This window comes from Micromonospora sp. NBC_00362 (assembly GCF_026342155.1).
Taxonomy (GTDB): Bacteria; Actinomycetota; Actinomycetes; order Mycobacteriales; family Micromonosporaceae; genus Micromonospora; species Micromonospora hortensis.
This window is the reverse complement of record NZ_JAPENH010000002.1, coordinates 98,910-118,164: the sequence shown is the minus strand read 5'-3', so window position 1 is coordinate 118,164 and position 19,255 is coordinate 98,910. Positions and strand designations below refer to the sequence as shown.

Here is a 19,255-nt window from a genome sequence, read left to right as displayed (position 1 = left end):
TCATGCCCGGCGGCGTCCGGACATGGAGGCGTTCGATCATCTCCACCCACCGTCCAGTCAGGGGGGGCGGGCCGGTGGGCGATCTTCGGCTGCGCCGCGGATGGCCCACGCAACACGTAGGGCGTTTGTCAGGCAATCGTGAGGGGAGCGTGTAATGACAGCGACCGAGGCGACGCACTCCGACGCCGAAATCGGCACACAGCACAAGCGGCGGTACGCGCGATACGACGGCCTCCGCGGTATCTGCGCGATCTTCGTGGTGATCTACCACATCGGCTACCAGTCCGGCATCAGCGAGTTGCCCGGCCACGAGGGGGTTCCCATCCTGGGAAGCCTCGTGCCGGCGTTCCGGATCTTCCTTCCGCCGTTCTTCGTCCTGTCCGGCCTGCTGCTCTACCGGCCGTTCGCGCGCGCCATCATCGCGGGCACCCCCCGCCCCGCGCCCGGCCCGTTCATCGTGGGCCGGGCGCTGCGCCTGCTGCCCGCCTTCTACCTGCTCACGCTCGTGGTCATGTTCACCCTCAACCTCTCCGCCGTCGACGGCGCGTGGGAGGTCATCAAGCCGTTCATCCTGCTGCACTACTGGCTCACGCCGGAGATGGCACAGTGGTGGCCGGGCATGGAGCACACCTGGACCGTCCCGGTCGAGATGTCGTACTACCTGGCCCTGCCGATCCTGGCCTGGCTGATCAACCGAAGCGCCCGCCGGGGCGCCGACCCGGCCGCGCGGGCCCGCCGCATCATCATGCCGTTCGTGCTCATGACCGTGATCGGCACCGCCTGGACGGTCTTCTGCTACCTGCCGTCGCAGGCCGAGCACACCTACTACTTCGTCTTCTGGCCGCTGGGCTACGCCGGGTTCTTCGCCGCCGGCATGGCACTCGCTACGCTCTCCGCGTACCGGGACGTGACAGGTGTGGTGCCGACCCTGCACCGCGCGGTCGCCAAGCACCCGATGCTGTGGTGGCTGGGCGCTCTCGCGGCACTGCTGCTCTACATCCCCAAGCCGTTCGCCCCACAGGTCGTGGTCGGCACCTGGCCCGCGATGGCCCAGCACCTGGTGGAATACGTCCTGTTCTTCGCCTTCGGCCTGCTCGCGGTCGTCCCACTGACAGTGCCCGAGGTGCGCTCACGGTTCATGGACGCCGTGCTCACCAACCCGCCGATCCGCTACATCGGCCGCCTCTCGTACGGCGTCTACCTGTGGAACGTCCCGGTCATGTACTACTACTTCCAGTACGGGACGATCTTCGGCAACCAACCGCTCGGGCTCAACGACGCCCGCCCCACGCTGCCCTTCGGCGAGCTGGTCGGGTTCGTCCTCTACGTGATCGTCGGCACGGCGCTCTTCACGCTGGTCAGCTACTACGTGATCGAGCGTCCGGCTCTGCGCCTGCGGCACGTCTTCAACGCTCCGATCTCCGCACTGGAACTGGGCTACGCCACGACGCCCGCCGACGACGCCCGCTCCGCCGACCGGGCCGAGCCGCAGGACGTCAGCGCGACGCGAAGGAGCACCGAACGATGAACCGACTGATCTCACGGCTCGGCGCGGGCAGTGTCGCCCTGTGCACCGTCCTGGCCCTCGGCGTACCGGGACCTGGGCGGGCCGCGCCTGCGCTGTCGACCCCGGCGCCCTCGCCCGTACGCACCGGCACGGTCACCTTGGTGACCGGCGACAAGGTGGCGCTCGACCGGGAGCGCGTTGTCGCCATCACCCCGGCGCCCGGCCGCGTGGGCACCCCGTTCCGGCAGTACCGGCAGGACGGGGAGTTGTACGTCGTACCCGCCGACCAGCTCGCGCGGGTCGCGTCGGGGCGGCTCGATGAGCGGCTCTTCGCCGTGTCGGCGCTGGCCCGGGCGGGTGTGTCCGACGCCCGCGCCGCCGACCTGCCGGGCCGGGCCGTGAAGCGCCAGGCGGTCGCCACGGATGGTGTCACGCTCACGTTCACCTTCCTGGACCGGCGGGGCATCCCGACGGCCGACTACTTCGTCAGCCTCTTCGACACCGTTTCGCGGCAGGAATACAGCGGCTACCACGAGTCCGGTACCACCACCGTGACCGTTCCCGCCGGCCACTACTACCTGGAGGCGGGCGTCAGCGGCGCCAGCACCACCGACGTGGTGCCGTTCGACTTCTTCGTGGAGCCGGACATCGCGGCGACCGGAGACCTGGCGCTGACCTTCGACGCCCGCGACGCGAAACCGCTCACGTTCGGCCTGGACCGGCGCGGCGCCACCGGCATCCTCGACGTGATGCCCAGCCGCCAGACCGGCGTCGCGGCGGTCGGCTCCACAGTGCACGGCCCGCAGGATGAGATCCGCGTCCGCCCGTCTCGGACGGCCGCCGCCGGCCAGTTCGCCTTCACCGTCGCCGCTCACCTGGGCAAACCGGACGGCAACGGTGGTTTCCTCGGCTCGCCGTACCAGTACCACGTGCAGTGGAGCGAGGACGGCATGGTACCGGCGAACCTGCACCGCGTGTTCCTCGACGCCGATCTGGCCAAGGTACGAAACGTCATCGCCGCGCAGGTGCCCGGCGCTGTCAACCGCAAGCTCTACTCGGCGTACGTGCAGCCACCGGCGACCATCACCGAATTCACCTCACCCGGCGCGGCGTTCTTCGAGGACGTGTACGAACTGGATGCGGACAACAACCTCAACTGGCAGATCGCCGACCTGCCCCGCCAAGCCGGCATCGCCGGCAGCACCCGTACCGAGAAGTGGAATGTCGGGCCATTCGGGCCGGCCTTCGCCACCAGCCCCGTGTTGCCCGTGGTGTGGTGTGGCCGTTTCGGCGACCAGATGAACTTCGAGATTCCGCACTTTTCCGACCAGAATCCCGACCACTTCGGATTTTCTGGCACCCTGGCCGAGGAAATGCGGATGTTCCGCAACGGGCAGCCGCTGATTTCCCAGGACTCCGAGTTTGGAATCTTCACGGTGCCACCGGGGACCGCCACCTATCGCCTGGAGACCCGGTCCACCCGGGACACCTCGCCGTTCTCGACCGAGGTGCGGGGCGCCTGGACGTTCCGGTCCGGGCACGTCGCGGGCGGCCCGGCCAACGAGGCGGCGCTACCGATGGCGGCCCTGCGTTTCGCGCCCGCGCTCGATCAGCAGAACCGGGCGGCAGCCGGTCAGCGGTTCAAGATTCCGCTGTACCTGCAGGGGCAGCAGGGCGCTGTCCTCGGTGAGTGGGGCAACGTGACACTCGACGCGTCGTACGACGACGGCGCGACCTGGCAGTCGGCGTCCGTGGTGAAGACCACCGCCGGCTTCACCGCGACGGTCACCCATCCGGCGACGACCGGATTCGTGTCGCTGCGGGCCAGCGCCACCGACAGCCTGGGCAACAAGACGGAACTCACGATTATCCACGCGTACCTCCTGAAGTAAAGGGCCGAGAAACCGCACCTTCGGAGTGCAGCCCGCACTCTCGAAGATGGCGCGTCTCCCATCGGCTGTGACGATGAAGTGCGGTCCCGGGAATCTCCTCATCCGGTCGATTCCCGGGACCACCCGATTCGGTCGGACCCGAAAGGGGTGAGTGGTGGGTATGAGTTCCGTCGACATCGACCGCGATGAACCTATTGCGATCGTCGGGATGGGTCTGCGATTTCCCGGCGGCATCAACTCTCCGCAGACGTACTGGGATTTCCTCGTCGCCGAGCGCAATGCGCTGCGCGAGGCGCCGCAGGAGCGGTGGGACGGTTACGCGGCGATCAGCCCGGCGCACGCCGCGGCGACCCGGCGGGCCCTGAAGTACGGCAGCTACCTCGACGACGTGGCGGGCTTCGACGCCGAGTTCTTCGGGGTTTCCCCGCGCGAGTCCGAGCTGATCGACCCGCAGCAGCGCATCACCCTGGAGGTGGCCTGGGAGGCGCTGGAGCACGCCGGCATCCTGCCGCACTCGCTCGCCGGCAGCGACACCGCCGTGTTCATGGGTGTCTGCACCGATGACTACGGCCGCCGCATGCTGGAGGACCTACCCCGGCTGGAGGCGTGGATGGGCATCGGCTCGTCCATGTGCGGTGTGGCGAACCGGCTGTCGTACGTGCTGGACCTGCGCGGTCCGAGCGTCGCTGTCGACACGGCCTGCTCCGCCTCGCTGGTCGCCATTCACCAGGCCTGCCAGGCGCTCCGGCTCGGCGAGACGGACCTGGCGTTGGCCGGCGGCGTGATGTTGGTGGCCAGCCCGGCGTACCTGCTGGTGCTCGAGGCTGCCGGCGCGCTCGCGCCGGACGGCCGGTCGAAGGCGTTCGACGCGTCCGCCGACGGCTACGGCCGGGGCGAGGGCTGCGGTGTCCTCGCCCTGAAACGGCTGTCGCAGGCGCGGCGCGACGGGGACCGGATCCACGCCCTGATCCGGGGCAGCGCGGTCTGCCAGGACGGGCGCACGAACGGCATCATGGCGCCGAGTCAGGAAGCGCAGGAGGAGTTGGTGCGCCGGGCCTGCCGGGCTGCCGGTGTGTCGCCCGCCTCGCTCGACTACGTGGAGGCGCACGGCACGGGCACCGGGCTGGGTGATCTCGTGGAGATCGGCGCCCTGTCCACGGTTGCCGGGGCCGACCGTGCGCCGGAGGCTCCGCTGCTGGTCGGCTCGGTCAAGACCAACATCGGGCACCTGGAGGCCGCCTCCGGTGTCGCCGGCCTGATCAAGATGGTGCTGTCGATGCAGCACGGCGCGATCCCGGCCACCCTGTCCGCCACAGTGCCGAACACCGAGATCCCCTGGGAGACCTCCGGCCTGTCAGTGGTCGACACGCTCACGCCATGGCCGGACAACGCCGGCCCCCGGCGGTCCGGCACCGGCAACTACGGCTACGGCGGCACGATCGCCCACGTCATCATCGAGGAGGCCCCGCAGGAGGCGAGCGCCGTTGCGCAGCCGAGCGTCCCGACGAGTGTCGACGCGAGCGAGCGGGTCTATCCGATCTCCAACGCGACCCTCGCCGGCGTCGCCGCGAACGCGGGTGCGCTGGCCGACTGGGTGGAGCGTTCCGACGCGGACCTCGCCGACATCGGTCACACGCTGGCCCACCGCCGGCAGCCGCTCAACGCCCGCGCCGCGGTCGTCGCCGCGGACCGCGCCGAACTCGTCAACCGACTCCGCAAGCTCGCCACGGGCACGGCTGCCGCGGGCGTGGCCACCGGCACGGTCGCGCGTGGCGCCGCCGCCGACGCGGTCTGGGTGTTCTCCGGGCACGGCGCGCAGTGGGTCGGGATGGGCCGGGAGCTGCTCGACAGTGAGCCGGCGATGGCCGAGACGATGGCTGAGCTGGGGCCGGTGTTCCGCGCCGAGCTGGGCTTCGATCCGCGCGAAGCCCTGCTGGAGGACGACCTCACCGAGGTCGGCCGGGTGCAGGCGATGACCTTCGCGATCCAGGTGGGGCTCACGCGGATCTGGCAGAGTTACGGCCTGCGTCCGGCGGCGATCGTCGGGCACTCGATCGGCGAGATCGCGGCGGCGGTCGCGGCCGGCATGCTCGACCTTCCGCAGGCGGCGCTCCTGGTCTGTCGCCGGTCCCGGTTGCTGCGCCGGGTCGCCGGCCAGGGCGGCATGGCGATGGTCAACCTGCCGTTCGACAAGGTCACGGCCCGGCTGGCGGACGTCCCCGGGGTCGCGGCGGCGGTCGCCGCGTCCCCCACGTCGACGGTGATCAGTGGTCCGTCCGCGCTTGTCGACGAGATTGCCGACCGCTGGCGGACCGAGAACCTTGTCGTCCGCCGGGTCAACTCCGATGTCGCCTTCCACAGCCCACAGATGGACGGGTTGGTCGACGACCTGCGCGCCGACCTCGCCGACCTGATCAGCCGGCCGGCCACCGTGCCGGTCTACAGCACCGCCCTGACCGATGCGCGCTCCACTGTCGAGCGGTCGGCCGATTACTGGGTGACCAACCTGCGTAATCCGGTGCGCTTCGAGCAGGCGATCCGCGCGGCGGTCGACGACGGGCACCGCGTCTTCCTGGAGATCTCCGCACACCCGATCGTGCAGCACTCCGTCATCGACATCCTCGCCGTGGTCGGCGTCGAGGACGGGGTCATCGCGCACAGCCTGCGCCGGGAACGCCCGCAGCGACCGACCCTGCTGGAGAACCTCGGCACCCTGCACTGTGCGGGTGTCCCGGTTGACTGGGCGAGCCTGCAACCCGGCGGTGATCTCGTCGACGCCCCGACCAACGCGTGGCAGCACCGTCGATACTGGATCGACAACGTCCGGCCCGCGGCGGCCAACCTCGAACACGACGTCGAGACCCACACCCTGCTCGGGGCCCGTACCGCCGTGCAGGGCACCACACCGGTGCTGATGTGGCGGACGTTCCTCGACGACACGAACCGGCCGTACCCCGGCGGGCACGCGGTGCTGGGCACCGAGGTGATCCCGGCGGCGGCGACCCTCAACACACTGTTCGAGGCGGCCGAAAACGCGCCGCTGCGCGACGTCGCGCTGCGGGTGCCGATCGGCGTGGCGGTGCCCCACGAGATCCAGGTCGTCCGGCAGGACGGGACCGTGCGGCTCAGCTCCCGGCTCACCACTCAGCAGGACGACAAGTCCTGGCTCACCCACGCCAGCGCCGAGATCGCCGACGCGGCGCCGACGGCCGAGCGGGTCGACCCGGAGACGCTGCGCGCCGCGCACCCGCAGACGCTGGACCCCTCCTGTGTCTGGGACCGGCTCGCCGCGATCGGGGTGGTCGGTATCGGCTGGCCGTGGGAGGTGGAAGCCGTACGCCGACACCCGTCCGGGATGCTGGCGACGGTCGTCGCGGACCCCGCCGGCGGTCAGTCAGAGCGGACCTGGGCCTCGCTCACCGATGCCGCGCTCTCGGTGGCGCCGGTCATCTTCCCCGGCGACCCGCTGTTGCGGATGCCGGGCTGGCTGACCGAGGCCACGCTGGTGTTGCCGCCGCCACCGAAGGCGTTGATCGCGGTACGGCTGATCGCCGGGTCCGACGACGAGGTGGAGGTCGACGTCGAGGTGCGGACCCTCGACGGGGACCTGGCCGCCCGGTTCACCGGCGTCCGGTTCGGGGCGGTGCGCAAGGAGGTGCTCATCGATCTCGGTCCCGAGGAGGAACAGACCGCCGAGGAGCAGGTCTGGCAGACGCTGTCCGGTCCGGAGTTGCGCGACTTCGTGCTCGCCGCGGTCCGCGAGGTTGCCGCCGGTGAGGTACGCCTCCCGTTGGAGGACCTCGACGTGCACCGGCCGCTGGCGGAGCTGGGCGCGGACTCGCTGATGACGGTGGCTATCCAGCTGCGGTTGGAGCGGCGGTTCCGCACGCCGGTCCCGTCGACGCTGCTGTGGAACCGACCGACAGTGGCGGCGGTCGCCGAGTACCTGACCGACGAACTGACCGCCGACGTCAAGTAGCAGCCACAGAGGGGAACGACCACCGTGCCCGAGCCTGATCCGCACACCAGGATGATGGCGATCCTGCATGCGCCGCTGATCACGCAGATGGTGGTCGCCGTCGCCGAGCTGGGCATCGCCGACCAGCTCGCCGACGGGCCCCAGCCGGTCGAGGCATTGGCCGCGAAGGCCAACGCCCGTCCGGAGGCCCTGCACCGGATTCTGCGGGCGCTGGCCGGCGTCGGTGTGGTCGCGCAACCGGCGCCGGGCGTCTACGGTCCGACGCCGTTGCTCGACACCCTCCGCACTGACGCACCGGGCTCGCTCGACGCGTGGGCCCGGTTGTGGGGGCTGCCCGAGCGTCAGGCAGCCCTCACGGCCCTCACGCTCGGCCTGCGCGACGAACGCCCACCGTTCGAACAGATCTACGACCTGTCCTGGTGGGCCCACCTCGAACGGCGACCCGAGCAGGCGGCGGTCTTCCGCGACGCGATGGGTGATCTTTCCCGCCAACTCCACGCCCAGGCGGTCGCCGCGTACGACTTCTCCGGTGTGCGCCGCATCTGTGACGTCGGCGGTGGCACCGGCAGTCTGGTGGCCACTCTGCTGAGGTCGTACCCGACGCTGACCGCGGTGCTCCTGGACCGGCCGGCGGTCGTCGCGCACGCCGACGCGGTGCTCGACGCGGCCGGTGTCGCCGACCGGGTGACCGTCGAGAGCGGGGACTTCTTCACCGCGGTGCCCGCCGGCGCCGACGCGTACCTCCTGTCGATGATCCTGCACGACTGGACCGACGAGCAGGTCGTCACCGTGTTGACCAACGTGCGCCGAGTGATCGACCCGAACGGCCGCCTGTTCGTCGTCGACGCCGTCATCCCGGAGGACGACCAGCCGCACGACGGCAAGCTGCGCGACATCATCATGCTCGCGCTGCATCCGGGGCGCGAGCGCACCGAGCGCGAGTTCGAGGCGGTGTTCGACCGCTCCGGATTCCGGCTCGCCGAAACACGCGAGGTCTCGGCCTCGACTGGTTTGCTCGTCGCCGTCCCCGTGTAGCGCTCAGGAGAGCCGATGACCACAGAACAGGACAACAGACTGCCGCCGCCCGACGTGCGTCAGCAGTGGGACACCGTGCCGTACCCGGCTGCCGCCGCGGACAGGTATCGCGCCGAGGGTCTGTGGCAGCCACGCACGATCCCGGGGGCGCTGCGGGAGACCGTACGCGCCCACCCGGACCGCGTCGCCGTCGTCACGCCGGGCGTTCGGTGGACGTACGCCGACCTGGACCGGCACTCCGACGTGATCGCCGCGGGTCTGCTGGATGCCGGGTTGCATCCGGGCGAGTCGGTGATCCTGCAGATCACCAACAGCGCTCTCGCGGTGGCCACCTGGTACGGCCTGCTCAAGGCCGGCCTGATCCCGGTGTGCACGCTGGCGATCCACCGGCGCCACGAGATCGAGGAGATCGCGCGGCAGACCCGCGCCTCGGCCCACCTGGTGCAGGCCGATCTGCGCGGCTTCGACCTGGTGGCGTTCGCCGACGAGATCCGCCGGTTGGTGCCGAGCATCCGTCTGCTGGCCACCATCGGGGGCCGGCCCGGCGCGTCCGGTCAGGAACGGATCGAGGATCTCGTCGACCGCCCACTCTCCGATGCGCAGGCGGCCCGGCTTGCGCGGATCGACGCGAACACCGACCTCGACGCGCCCGCCGTCTTCCAGCTCTCCGGTGGCACCACCGGCGTACCCAAGGTGATCCCCCGGCTGCACCCGGAATACTGGTACAACGCTGTCGCCACCGCCCGCTGGTGGGGTTTCACCCCGCAGGACCGGCTCGGTTTCGGCCTGCCCCTGGTGCACAACGCCGGCGCCACCAACGCGTTGCACGCCGCGCACTCGGTGGGCGCCGCGCTGCTGCTCGCGACACCCGTCGCCGATGATCTGTTGGCCCTGATGGACGACGAGCGGGCCACCTGGTTCATGAGCCCGCCGGGCTTGATGAACGAGTACCTGCGGCATCCACGGTTCGACGGCGCCTTCGCCAGTGTCAACAGTTGCGTGCTGACCGCGGCGAAGGTGCCCCGGGAGCTGTTCGACGCGATCGAGGCGCGCGGGGTGCACGTCACCCAGGCGTTCGGGATGACCGAGGGGTTGTTCCTGTTCACGCCACGCGACGCGTCGCCGCACCTGCGCGCCTCAACTGTGGGCGTGCCGATCAGTCCGCTGGACGAGGTGGTGATGCTGGAGCCCGGCACGCTGCGGCCGACGCCACCGGGGGAGATCGGTGAGCTGTGCGCGCGCGGTCCGTACACAGTGCCCGGCTATCTCGGCGTGCCGGTCGGCACCGACTCGGCGTTCACGCCCGACGGGTTCTACCGCAGCGGCGATCTGGTCCGCGCGCACCACCTGGACGATCTGGTCGCCTACTCGATCGAGGGCCGGGTCAAGGACCTGATCAACCGGGGCGGCGAGAAGGTCAACGCCGAGGAGGTGGAGCGGATCCTGCTCGGTCACGAGTTGGTGGTCGACGCGGCGTTGGTGGCGATGCCGGACGAGCGGCTGGGGGAGCGCGCCTGCGCCTACCTGGTGTGTCGCCCGGACGGACCGCTGCCGACGCTCGACGACGTCCGGGACTATCTGGAGAAGTTCGGCCTGGCCCGGTTCAAGTGGCCGGAGCGGATCGAGTTCGTGGACGCATTGCCGCGTACCCCGATCGGCAAGATCTCCAAGCAGTGGCTCCGCGAGGACATCGTGCGTCGCCTGGGTGGCCCGCGCACCTGAGACCCGCAGCACGACGAAGGCCGGCCGTACGTCAGTACGGCCGGCCTTCGTCGTCGTTCCCGGAGAGTCGGATCTGAGTGGAAAGTGGCTTTGATGGCAAAATGCCGGTAGTGGCTCCGACCTACAGGTGAGGGGCACGCTTCGAGTGCCATGACGACCGGGTAGGAGACAGACGATGAGCGATCTTCAGAAGCAGGTGCAGGTGCTGGTCGACGGGCTGGTGGACGACGGCGTCGAGGACGGCGTGCAGGTCGCCGTCTATCGCAACGGTGACCTGGTGGTCAACGTGGTGGCAGGGGTCGCGGACACGGCTGCCGGCCAACCTGTTCGGCCGGACACCCTCTTCTACTCGGCGTCGACGGGTAAGGCGGCGGCCTCCACCGTGGCTCACGCGCTGGTGGACGACGGTGTGTTCGACTACGACACCCGGGTCGCCGACCTGTGGCCGGAGTTCGCCGCGCACGGCAAGGGCGAGGTGCGGATCCGGCACGTACTGACACACTCGGCCGGTGTGCCGGCGGTCCCCGCGGACACCACGATCGAGCAGCTCACCGACTGGAACGGCATGTGTCAGCTCATCGCCGGCATGGAGCCCTGGTGGGCGCCCGGCGAGCGGGTCGGCTACCACGCCGCCACCTTCGGCTACCTGATCGGCGAGGTCGTCCGTCGGGCCACCGGCAAACCGATCTCGACAGTTCTCGCCGAACGCGTCGCCGGGCCCATCGGGATGGCCGACGAGTTGTTCTTCGGGGTGCCGCAGGAGCAACTCGGCCGGGTGGCCCGACTGACCGACGACCCGGGCGGCAAAGCCGCGTTCGCCTCGATGCCACCGGATTTTCCGCTGTTCAAGGCCGTTCCGCCGGCGATCGTGCCGAACGCGGACTTTGGCAACAGGGCGGACGTGCTGACCTCGGACATGCCGTTCGCCGGCACGATGAGCGCCCGGGCGATCGCGAAGATGTACGCGGCGCTCACCGGTGAGGTGGACGGCGTACGGCTGATCTCCCCGGAACGCCTGCGCGAGGCCACCACGCTGGCCACCGCCGGCCTCGACGACGAGATGACCGGCGGCACCTCGACCTGGGCGCTCGGCTACTGCCTGGGCTGGCCGGGCACCTCCGACCCGTCGGACCGACCGACGGTCTTCGGCATGGTGGGCATCGGCGGCAGCGCCGCGTTCGCCGACCGGGCGACCGGGGTCACCGTCGCGGTGACCAAGAACCGGTTCAACCCGATCGAGATGAACATCGTGCAGCGGGTCACCGAACTCGCCGACGAGGCGTTCGTCTGAGCCCTCCGGACACCGGCCGCTCGCGGGAAAAGTGTGAAAGGCCGTGGATCGATGACACATTTGGCGGTGTGGCTCCGACTGCACTATGAAGGGTGCCGATCCGGCACAGCCTCTGCGAAGGAGTTCTTCCGTGAAGTACATGCTGTTGATCCACGCGAACCCCGCAACTGTCACGGGACGGTCCGAAGCCGAGACCATGAAGGTCTACGCCGAGATCGACGCCATCACCAAGGAGCTGTCCGAGTCCGGTGAGCTGATCGGCGGTGAGGTCCTGGCCGACGTGTCGCAGTCGAAGGTCGTCCGCGTCGCCGCCGGCGTCCCGGTGACCACCGACGGCCCGTTCGTCGAGGCCAAGGAGCACCTGGCCGGCTACCTGATCGTCGAGACCGACAGCGAGCAGCGCGCGATCGACATCGCGGCCCGGTGGCCGGACGCCAGTGAGGGCGGCGCCATGGAGGTCCGGCCCATCATGGACATCGGCGGAACCGAGATGTGAGGTGGGGCTGCGGGCCGGGCCACCGCGCTGTGGCCCGGCCCGCGCCCTCGCCGACGCCGCTAGTCAGTTCGGCAGCCCACGGACGAACGTCCGCAGGTCGGTGACCAGGAGAGTCGGCTGCTCAAGGGCGGGGAAGTGACCGCCCCGGTCGTACTCCGACCAGTGCGCGAGCGTCGGCAGGATGCCCTCCGCGAAGCGCCGCACCGGTCGTACCGCGTCCTCCGGGAACGCCGCCACGCCGACCGGCATGGCCAGCGGCCAGGGGCCACCCCAGGTCCGCGCGAAGTCGGCGTCGCGGTGCGTGGACTCGAAGTAGAGCTGCGCGCTCGACCCCGCGGTCGCCGTCAACCAGAAGATCGTGACCGTGGTGAGGATGTGCTCGCGGCTGATCGCGTCCTCCGGTGCCTTGTCGGCGGCGGACCACTCCTTGAACTTCTCCACGATCCAGGCGAGCTGCCCGACCGGGGAGTCGGTGAGCCCGTAGGACAGCGTCTGCGGTCGCGTCGACTGGATCTTCTGCCAGCCCATGCCGTCCTGCTGGAAATCCAGCGCGAAGCCCAGTTTCGCCTGGTCGGCGGGGCTGAGTTCGGCGAACTCGGTGAAGTCCGGCGGTGGGAACGTCACGCACATGTTGAGGTGCACCCCGCGTACGTGCTCCGGGTCGGCCAGACCCACGCGCAGCGAGATCGGTGAGCCCCAGTCACCGCCCTGGGCCACGTACCTGTCGTAGCCGAGGTCCGCCATCAGCCTGGTCCACGCCCGGGCCACGCGCTCGGTGTCCCAGCCGGCCTGCCGGGTCGGCCCGGAGAAGCCGTACCCCGGGATGGTGGGGACGACGACGTGGAACGCGTCGGCCGCGTCGCCACCGTGAGCGGCCGGGTCGACCAGCGCGTCGATGATGTCGACGAACTCGAAGCCGGTGCTCGGCCAGCCGTGCGTGAGCAGCAGCGGCGTGGCGCCCGGCACCTGGGAGCGGACATGCAGGAAGTGCACCTGGGCGCCGTCGATCTCCGTGACGAACTGCGGTATCTCGTTGAGCCGACGCTGGGTGGCCGCCCAGTCGTAACCGGAGTGCCAGTACTCGGCCAGCTCCCGCAGGTAGCCGACCGGTACGCCACGGCTCCACCCCACGTCGGGGATCTCGTCCGGCCACCGGGTCGCGGCGATCCGTCGGCGCAGATCGTCGATGTCGGACGGTGGAACGTCGATCTGGTACGGGCGCATCGTCCTACCTCTCGGGTTGTGGCCGGCTGACCGGGGCAGCCGCCAGGGTCGGCGCCGGCGGCGGTACGGGCCGACCGGCCTTGCGCAGCACACGGATGATCCGGTCGGGGCGGAGCAGGCTGGTTGGCGGGTCGATCAGCCCGGCCACCCGGATGAAGCCGTTGGTCAGTTCCGCGTCGTGTACGGCGGCCCGCTGATACCGGGCGACATACGCGTTGATCGTGCGGACCTTCGCGGTGCGACGGCCCTGAACGCCCGCGTAACCGAGGTCGGCGCTGGCCGAGAAGTCCCACGGTGAGTCGATCTCGGCGGCGATTTGACGGAAGAACTCCCGCCAGGGCGGGATCGCGCCCTGGCGCAGAAGGCCGCCGAGCACCACCGACTCCACGGCGGCCACTGTCATGCCCTGGGCGTAGATCGGGTTGAAGCTGCACACCGCGTCGCCGAGCACAAGGAACCGCTCCGGGAATCGGGTCAGGTGCTCGTAGCGGCGTCGGACGCTCGCCGGGTAGCGGAACTGCACGGGGTCGTCGAGCGGCTCACAGTCGGCGAGCACCTTGGCGATCTCGGGCACCGGCACCGAGCGGACGAACTCTCCGAAGCCCTCCGGGTCGGTGGGCGGGTGGTCGCCGAGAATGCCGGTCAGCGACAGCTCCAGTCGGTTGTCGTCGCCGGGCAGGCGGTAGAAGAAGGCGCCGCGTGGCTGCGCCGGTGTGGCCGCCGGGATGATCGCCAGGTCGCTGCCGAACGGGTCGTACGGCGCCTGGTAGTGCCGCGTCGTGTAGGCGAGGTCGATCTTCACCTTGTCCTCGGTGGGCCGCGCGTACCCCAGCTCCGCCAACCAGGCCGGCGTGCGCGAGCCCCGGCCGGTGGCGTCGATGACCAGGTCGGCGTCGAGCACCTCGGGAGCGCTGCCGGGTGTCTGCGCCTGGATCCGCGCGCCGGTCACTGTCGCGCCGTCCGCGGTGACCGCCAGCCCGAGGACGTCGCGCTTCTCCAGGAACCGGACGTTGGGAATCGCCTGCACCCGTTTGCGCAGGTGGTATTCGAGCACGGGTCGGGTGGCGGGCACCGAGAGCAGCCCGGAGGTCGACGGCTTGAGCCGCTGCCCACCGAAGATCCACTGGATGTCGCCGTTGAAGTCACCGGGCTTGACGCCGGCGTTGACCAGGTCGGCCATCAGGCCGGGGAACTGCCGTTCGAAGATCTGCTGGCCCTTCGCGACAAGCCCGTGCGCGTGCCGACCGTGCGGAACCCCCCGCCGGTACGTCGGGTTGTCCACGACCTCGTCGCGGTCGACGAGCACCACGTCGTCGAACGACTCGGCGAGTTCCTTCGCCGCGAGGAGCGCCCCGAGGCTGGCGCCGAGCACGACCACACGGTCGCCCACCTTCCGGCCCGTTGTCACCGCCCTCCCCCAATCGTGGTCAGTGCCGCGTCCGGCCGGGTCAGCAGCTCACGCAGCAGGTGCAGGTAACGGTCGACGAGGTCGTCGATCGTCTTCTGATCGAACAGGTGGGCGCTGAACCCGATCGCGCCGACGATGTCGTCGGACGGGCCGAGATGCAGCGACCAGAGGATGCCGTCGGGCATGTCGGAACCGACCGGCTGGGAGATGACCCGCCGCCACACCGCCGAGTACTCCAGGTCGCCCACCCGCTCGCGCTCCATCACGAACGGCGGCTGGATGACCTGGAAGAGGCAGGGCACGACGCCGGGCCCGACCGACGCCATCAGCTCGGGCGCCTCCTGCAGGACGTGCAGCAGCGGCACCTCGTGGGAGTACGCGCCGAGGCAGGTGGCGCGGGTCCGGGTGACCACGTCGCGGAAGGTGGTGGCGTCGGACAGGTCGGTCCGCAGCGGAACGAAGTTGAAGAACGAGCCGACCGTCTCCTGGAAGCGACCGTGCCCGCGTCCGGGAGTGAACGTCGGCACGGTCAGGTCGGTGCTGCCGGTCCAGCGGCTCGCCAGCACGTAGAAGGCGGCCAACAGCACCATGAACGGTGAGGTGTGCGTGTCGGCCGCGAGGGCCGTGGTCGTCGACCGGAGCTCGGCGTCGGTGACGAAGCGGTGCCAGGTGGTCGTCGGCACGGTGTCGGCCGCCAACTCCCGGTCCGCCGCGGTCACCATGATCCGCCCACCGGCCAGCTTGTCCCGCCAGTAGTCACGGGCCGCCGCCAGCGGTGGAGCGTCCGCCTCGTCCTGCTGGGCGGCGATGTACTCGCGGTACTGCGGGGCCGTGCCCGCGATGGGCGTCTCCCCGGCGGCCCGCTGGGCGTACGAGCGAGCCAGGTCACGCAGGATGATCTGCATCGACCAGGCGTCGGCCGCCGAGTGGTGCGTGGTGAGGACCAGCACCGAGTCCGTCTCGTCGAAGCGCCCCAGCGTGGCCCGCAGCAGGGGCAGGTCGTGCACGTCGAGGGTGCCGGCCTCGATCTCGTTGATCAGCTCCTCGGCGCGGCGCTCGCGGTCGGCGGGGTCGATTCCCGGCAGGTCGCGGACGTCCACCTTCGGCGAGGTCACCGGCAACACCCGCTGCCCGTGCTCACCGTCGCGCAGCACCGACGTCCGGAGGGCCTCGTGCTGCCCGATCACGTCCGCCAGCGCCAGATCGAGAATGTCCACATCTATCCGGCCGTGCACTCGCCAACCGTCGGCGATCAGGTAATGCGGCCCGAACGGGCCGGTGGTCTCGCCCGTGTCGAACAGCAGCAGGAACTCCTGCTGCAGGGAGAGCGGGAGATCAGCGGTCGCCGGGGGTGGTTGCTGCGAGATGGTCATGAGCGCGCTCCTCACGAGATGATGGGCGGAGTCAGTCCACGACGAACTGACGCGGCCCGGGCGGACCCGCCCGCAGGCCGAGGCAGTCGGCGTTGTAGTCGTCGAGCAGATGCTGGGCCTGCTCGGACGCGCGGGCGAAGCGGCCCGACGGGTCCGCGTCGTGCAGCAGGATGTCTTCCATCGCGTGCGTCATCAGGCCCTGGATGCGGGGAAACTCGCCGAGTACGGCCCCACGCGCGGCAGGTGAGCCGTCGGTCGCCAGCAGCTGCTCGATGGCGACCCTCTGATGTGGCCGTTCGTCGAACCAGCCGTCGCCGGCCAACATGTCGATGGCGGTCGTGGTGACCGGGATGAACCAGGTCGCCTTGTGCCGCTCGGCGACGGCCCGCGGGTTGAGCAGGTGTTGCAGGAACGCGAGCGCGCCGTCCCGGACCGCCGGCTGCACGCTGTCGGTGAGCCAGATGGCGTCACCGCCGACGATGTTGCCCGCGTAGCGGACCTCGCCGTTGTGCGGCATCCGGCCGACCTCGACGGTGAAGCCGTGGTCGCGGCCGGCCTGGATCAGCCACTCCGCCTCGACCGAGGAGCTGAGGACGAACGCCACCCGCTGCTCGGCGAAGGCGGCGAAGTTCTCCTGCCAGGCCCGGCCGGTGTTCTCGCCGTACGCCTGCCCGCCGGTGTAATGGTAGTGACCGTCGCGGTACAGACCGCGCCACCACTGCGCGAAGGCCACCATCTCCGGCACGGCGAGGTCGACCTTCTCGGCGCGACCGTCGCGGCCGTTGGCGTGATCGGCGAGCAGGCCACCCTGCTGGGCGACAGCCTGCTGGAAGATCCACCCGTGGTTGGGCCAGGTGATCGCCGGCCCGCCGGTGTGCGCGCTGACCGCCTTGCAGGCGGCCGTCACCTCGGCCCAGGTGGTCGGCAGCGCTGTCACTCCCGCCGCCGCGAGCAACGTGGTGTTGGCGTACAGCAGGGTGGTAGAGACCAGCGGGGGAGCCGCGAGCAGCAGGCCGTCCGCCGAGTAGTACCCCCGTGCCGGGGCCACGATGTCGTCGGTGACCACCGGCTCGCCGAGCACTGTGGTGCGGTCGGCGAGCGTCGTCGCGACCGGCCGGAACAGCGGTGCGCCGTTGACATCGCGCATGTCCCGGGCCAGTTGCGTGGAGGTGTGGAAGTACTGCACGAGGGCCGGGGCGGCGCCGCGTTTGGCCGCGGCGTCCACATCGGCGGGCAACGTCTTGTAGCTCGACTCACGAACCCGGATCCGGTAGTCGGGGTGGGCGTCGTGGAAGCTCGCGGCCAGGGCCCGGATTCCGCCCACGTAGTCGGGCACGGCCGGGTAGCTGGGCAGCCAGATGTCGATGCTGATGGGCTCGGCGTCCGTCCTCACGCAACAGTCCTCCGGCATCTCGTTGGGGTCGCCCAAAGGTTGCCCGCCGATGCGGGGAGCGGTCATCTCCGCGAGTGCTACGCCGCGCTGCCGGCAGCGACTGCGCACGACGGAAGTCGTCCCGAGCATCTGTTCGCGGCAGAACGTCGGTACGCCGGAAAGACATGTCGAAAACCGCGCGTCGGCTTCGACATGGCGGTAGAGGGGCCTCGGGGCGTCGAAGACCGCCGTCGCAGGCTCATGAGGCCGAGAAGGGATCGACACGATGGATAACTCCACGTCGGCGCCAGCGAACGACCTGGCGGGACGTAAGGAATGGATCGGGCTGGCGGTGCTGGCACTGCCGGCGATGCTGGTGGCGATGGATATCGGAGCGCTGTTCCTGGCGCTGCCGCATCTCAGCGCGGACCTCGGCGTCACCAGCGTGGAGCAGCTGTGGATCATCGACATCTACGGCTTCCTGCTGGCCGGCTTCCTGCTCACCATGGGCACCCTCGGTGACCGGGTCGGGCGCCGTCGACTGCTCATGATCGGCGCGGTCGCCTTCACGGTGGCCTCGGTGCTCGCCGCGTACGCCAACAGCGGCACCACCCTGATCATCGCGCGGGCCCTGCTGGGCATCGCCGGCGCGACCCTGTCGCCGTCGACGCTGGCGCTGATCACCAACATGTTCCGCAACGAGAAGCAGCGGGGCGTGGCGATCTCGATCTGGGCGTCCGCGCTCTTCGGCGGCACCGCGATCGGGCCGATCGTCGGCGGCGTGATGGTCGAGCACTTCTGGTGGGGCTCGGTGTTCCTGCTCGGCGTGCCGTTCATGATCGTGCTGCTGGCCACCGGGTTCGTGCTGCTGCCCGAGTACCGCGACCCCAACGCGGGCAAGTTCGACCTGTTCAGCGTGGTGCTGTCGCTCGGTGCGATCCTGCCGGTGGTCTATGGCGTCAAGGAGTTCGCCGCGAGTGACTCGGACAACCCGGCCGTCGCGGGCGGCGCGATCCTGTTCGGCCTGGTGGTCGGCTGGATCTTCATCCGCCGCCAATCCCGGCTGGAGCACCCGTTGATCGACCTCACGATGTTCCGGAACGCGGCCTTCAGCGGCACCCTCGTCACGATGATGTTCGCCTCGGCCGCGCTCGCCGGCGTCAGCCTGATGAGCACGCAGTACATCCAGAGCGTCGAGGGCCTTTCGCCCGGCGCGTCCGGCCTCTGGCAGGCGCCCACCGGTCTGGGCATCGCGATCGGCAGCATGGCCACGCCGATGCTGATGAAGACGCTCAAGCCGGCCACCGCGATCATGATCGGGCTCGGCATCTCCCTGGTGGCGATGCTGGTGCTGACCCAGGCCGGCAGTTCCGGTTGGCTGATCGCGATCGTCGTCGCGGTCGCGCTCGTCGCGCTCGGCACCGGTCCGCTGTTCACCCAGGGCACCGGCATGGTGGTCAGCTCCGTAGCCCCGGAGAAGGCCGGCTCCGCCGCGTCGCTCTCCGAGACCAGCAACGTGTTCGGGTCGACGCTGGGCCTCGCGCTGTTGGGCAGCATCGGTGCCGCCGTCTACCGCGACCGGATGGCCGACGCGCCGTTGACCGACGTACCCCCGGAGGTTGCCGACGTGTCCCGGGAGAACGTCGCCGCGGCGACCGCCGCATCCGACTCGCTGCCGGGCAACCTGGCCACCGCCCTCAGTGACGTCGCTGGTGAGGCGTTCACCACCGCGATGAACGTGGTGGCTGGCGTCGAGGCGCTGCTGGTCATCGCCCTGATCGTGCTGGTGGCGGTGACGTTGCGGAACAAGCCCGCCGCGCAGGCGTCCGGGTCCGACCCGACGGCCCCGTCAGCGCCTGCCTCGTCGCCTGCGTCCGCCTCGTCGTCGGAGACCGTGCCGACCACCGGTGCCGTCTAGGCCGGACACCCCGATACGCCAACGGCGGCCGCCCATCC

12 protein-coding genes are annotated in these 19,255 nt (G+C 70.2%); 8 read left to right on the top strand and 4 right to left on the bottom strand.

The genetic code is table 11. From position 1 onward, the window contains the following. The first annotated feature begins 154 nt into the window (after positions 1-154). The 7 genes from OG992_RS32545 to OG992_RS32515 all read left to right on the top strand — a co-directional run bounded on the left by OG992_RS32545 (position 155) and on the right by OG992_RS32515 (position 11,922). On the top strand, positions 155-1,528 hold the full coding sequence (locus OG992_RS32545; RefSeq protein ID WP_238684287.1) for an acyltransferase: 1,374 nt from the start codon (positions 155-157) through the stop codon (positions 1,526-1,528). Beyond that, the gene (locus tag OG992_RS32540; RefSeq protein ID WP_266305362.1) at positions 1,525-3,399 is read left to right on the top strand and encodes a hypothetical protein; all 1,875 of its coding nucleotides are present in this window, start codon (positions 1,525-1,527) and stop codon (positions 3,397-3,399) included. The genes OG992_RS32545 and OG992_RS32540 overlap by 4 nt, the downstream gene beginning before the upstream one ends. A gap of 160 nt (positions 3,400-3,559) precedes the next feature. Beyond that, positions 3,560-7,378, top strand: a complete 3,819-nt coding sequence (locus OG992_RS32535; RefSeq protein WP_266305527.1) for a type I polyketide synthase — start codon at positions 3,560-3,562, stop codon at positions 7,376-7,378. A gap of 24 nt (positions 7,379-7,402) precedes the next feature. Then, positions 7,403-8,413 (top strand): methyltransferase, encoded by a 1,011-nt coding sequence (locus OG992_RS32530; RefSeq protein ID WP_266305361.1) that lies wholly within the window; start codon positions 7,403-7,405, stop codon positions 8,411-8,413. 15 nt (positions 8,414-8,428) lie between these two features. Beyond that, positions 8,429-10,135, top strand: a complete 1,707-nt coding sequence (locus tag OG992_RS32525; RefSeq protein WP_266305360.1) for an AMP-binding protein — start codon at positions 8,429-8,431, stop codon at positions 10,133-10,135. Between the two features lie 175 nt (positions 10,136-10,310). Next, positions 10,311-11,426 (top strand): serine hydrolase domain-containing protein, encoded by a 1,116-nt coding sequence (locus tag OG992_RS32520; RefSeq protein WP_266305359.1) that lies wholly within the window; start codon positions 10,311-10,313, stop codon positions 11,424-11,426. 139 nt (positions 11,427-11,565) lie between these two features. Next, positions 11,566-11,922, top strand: coding sequence for a YciI family protein (locus OG992_RS32515; RefSeq protein ID WP_238684396.1), 357 nt, complete (start codon positions 11,566-11,568; stop codon positions 11,920-11,922). A gap of 63 nt (positions 11,923-11,985) precedes the next feature. On the opposite strand, the gene OG992_RS32510 is transcribed toward OG992_RS32515, so the two are convergent. From OG992_RS32510 to OG992_RS32495, 4 genes are read right to left on the bottom strand one after another with little or no spacing between them, the layout of a single operon-like run. Continuing rightward, a complete protein-coding gene (locus OG992_RS32510) occupies positions 11,986-13,146 on the bottom strand; it encodes an epoxide hydrolase family protein (protein WP_266305358.1) in 1,161 nt (386 codons plus the stop codon). A 4-nt stretch (positions 13,147-13,150) separates the two neighbouring features. Then, on the bottom strand, positions 13,151-14,536 hold the full coding sequence (locus tag OG992_RS32505; RefSeq protein ID WP_266305357.1) for an NAD(P)/FAD-dependent oxidoreductase: 1,386 nt from the start codon (positions 14,534-14,536) through the stop codon (positions 13,151-13,153). A gap of 14 nt (positions 14,537-14,550) precedes the next feature. Next, positions 14,551-15,927, bottom strand: a complete 1,377-nt coding sequence (locus tag OG992_RS32500) for a condensation domain-containing protein (RefSeq protein WP_238684280.1) — start codon at positions 15,925-15,927, stop codon at positions 14,551-14,553. A 31-nt stretch (positions 15,928-15,958) separates the two neighbouring features. Further along, on the bottom strand, positions 15,959-17,320 hold the full coding sequence (locus OG992_RS32495) for an extracellular solute-binding protein (RefSeq protein ID WP_266305356.1): 1,362 nt from the start codon (positions 17,318-17,320) through the stop codon (positions 15,959-15,961). 265 nt (positions 17,321-17,585) lie between these two features. On the opposite strand from OG992_RS32495, the gene OG992_RS32490 reads away from it, so the two are divergent. After that, entirely contained in the window at positions 17,586-19,217 is a 1,632-nt protein-coding gene (locus OG992_RS32490) for an MFS transporter (protein ID WP_238684278.1), read from the top strand. Positions 19,218-19,255 lie beyond the last annotated feature (38 nt).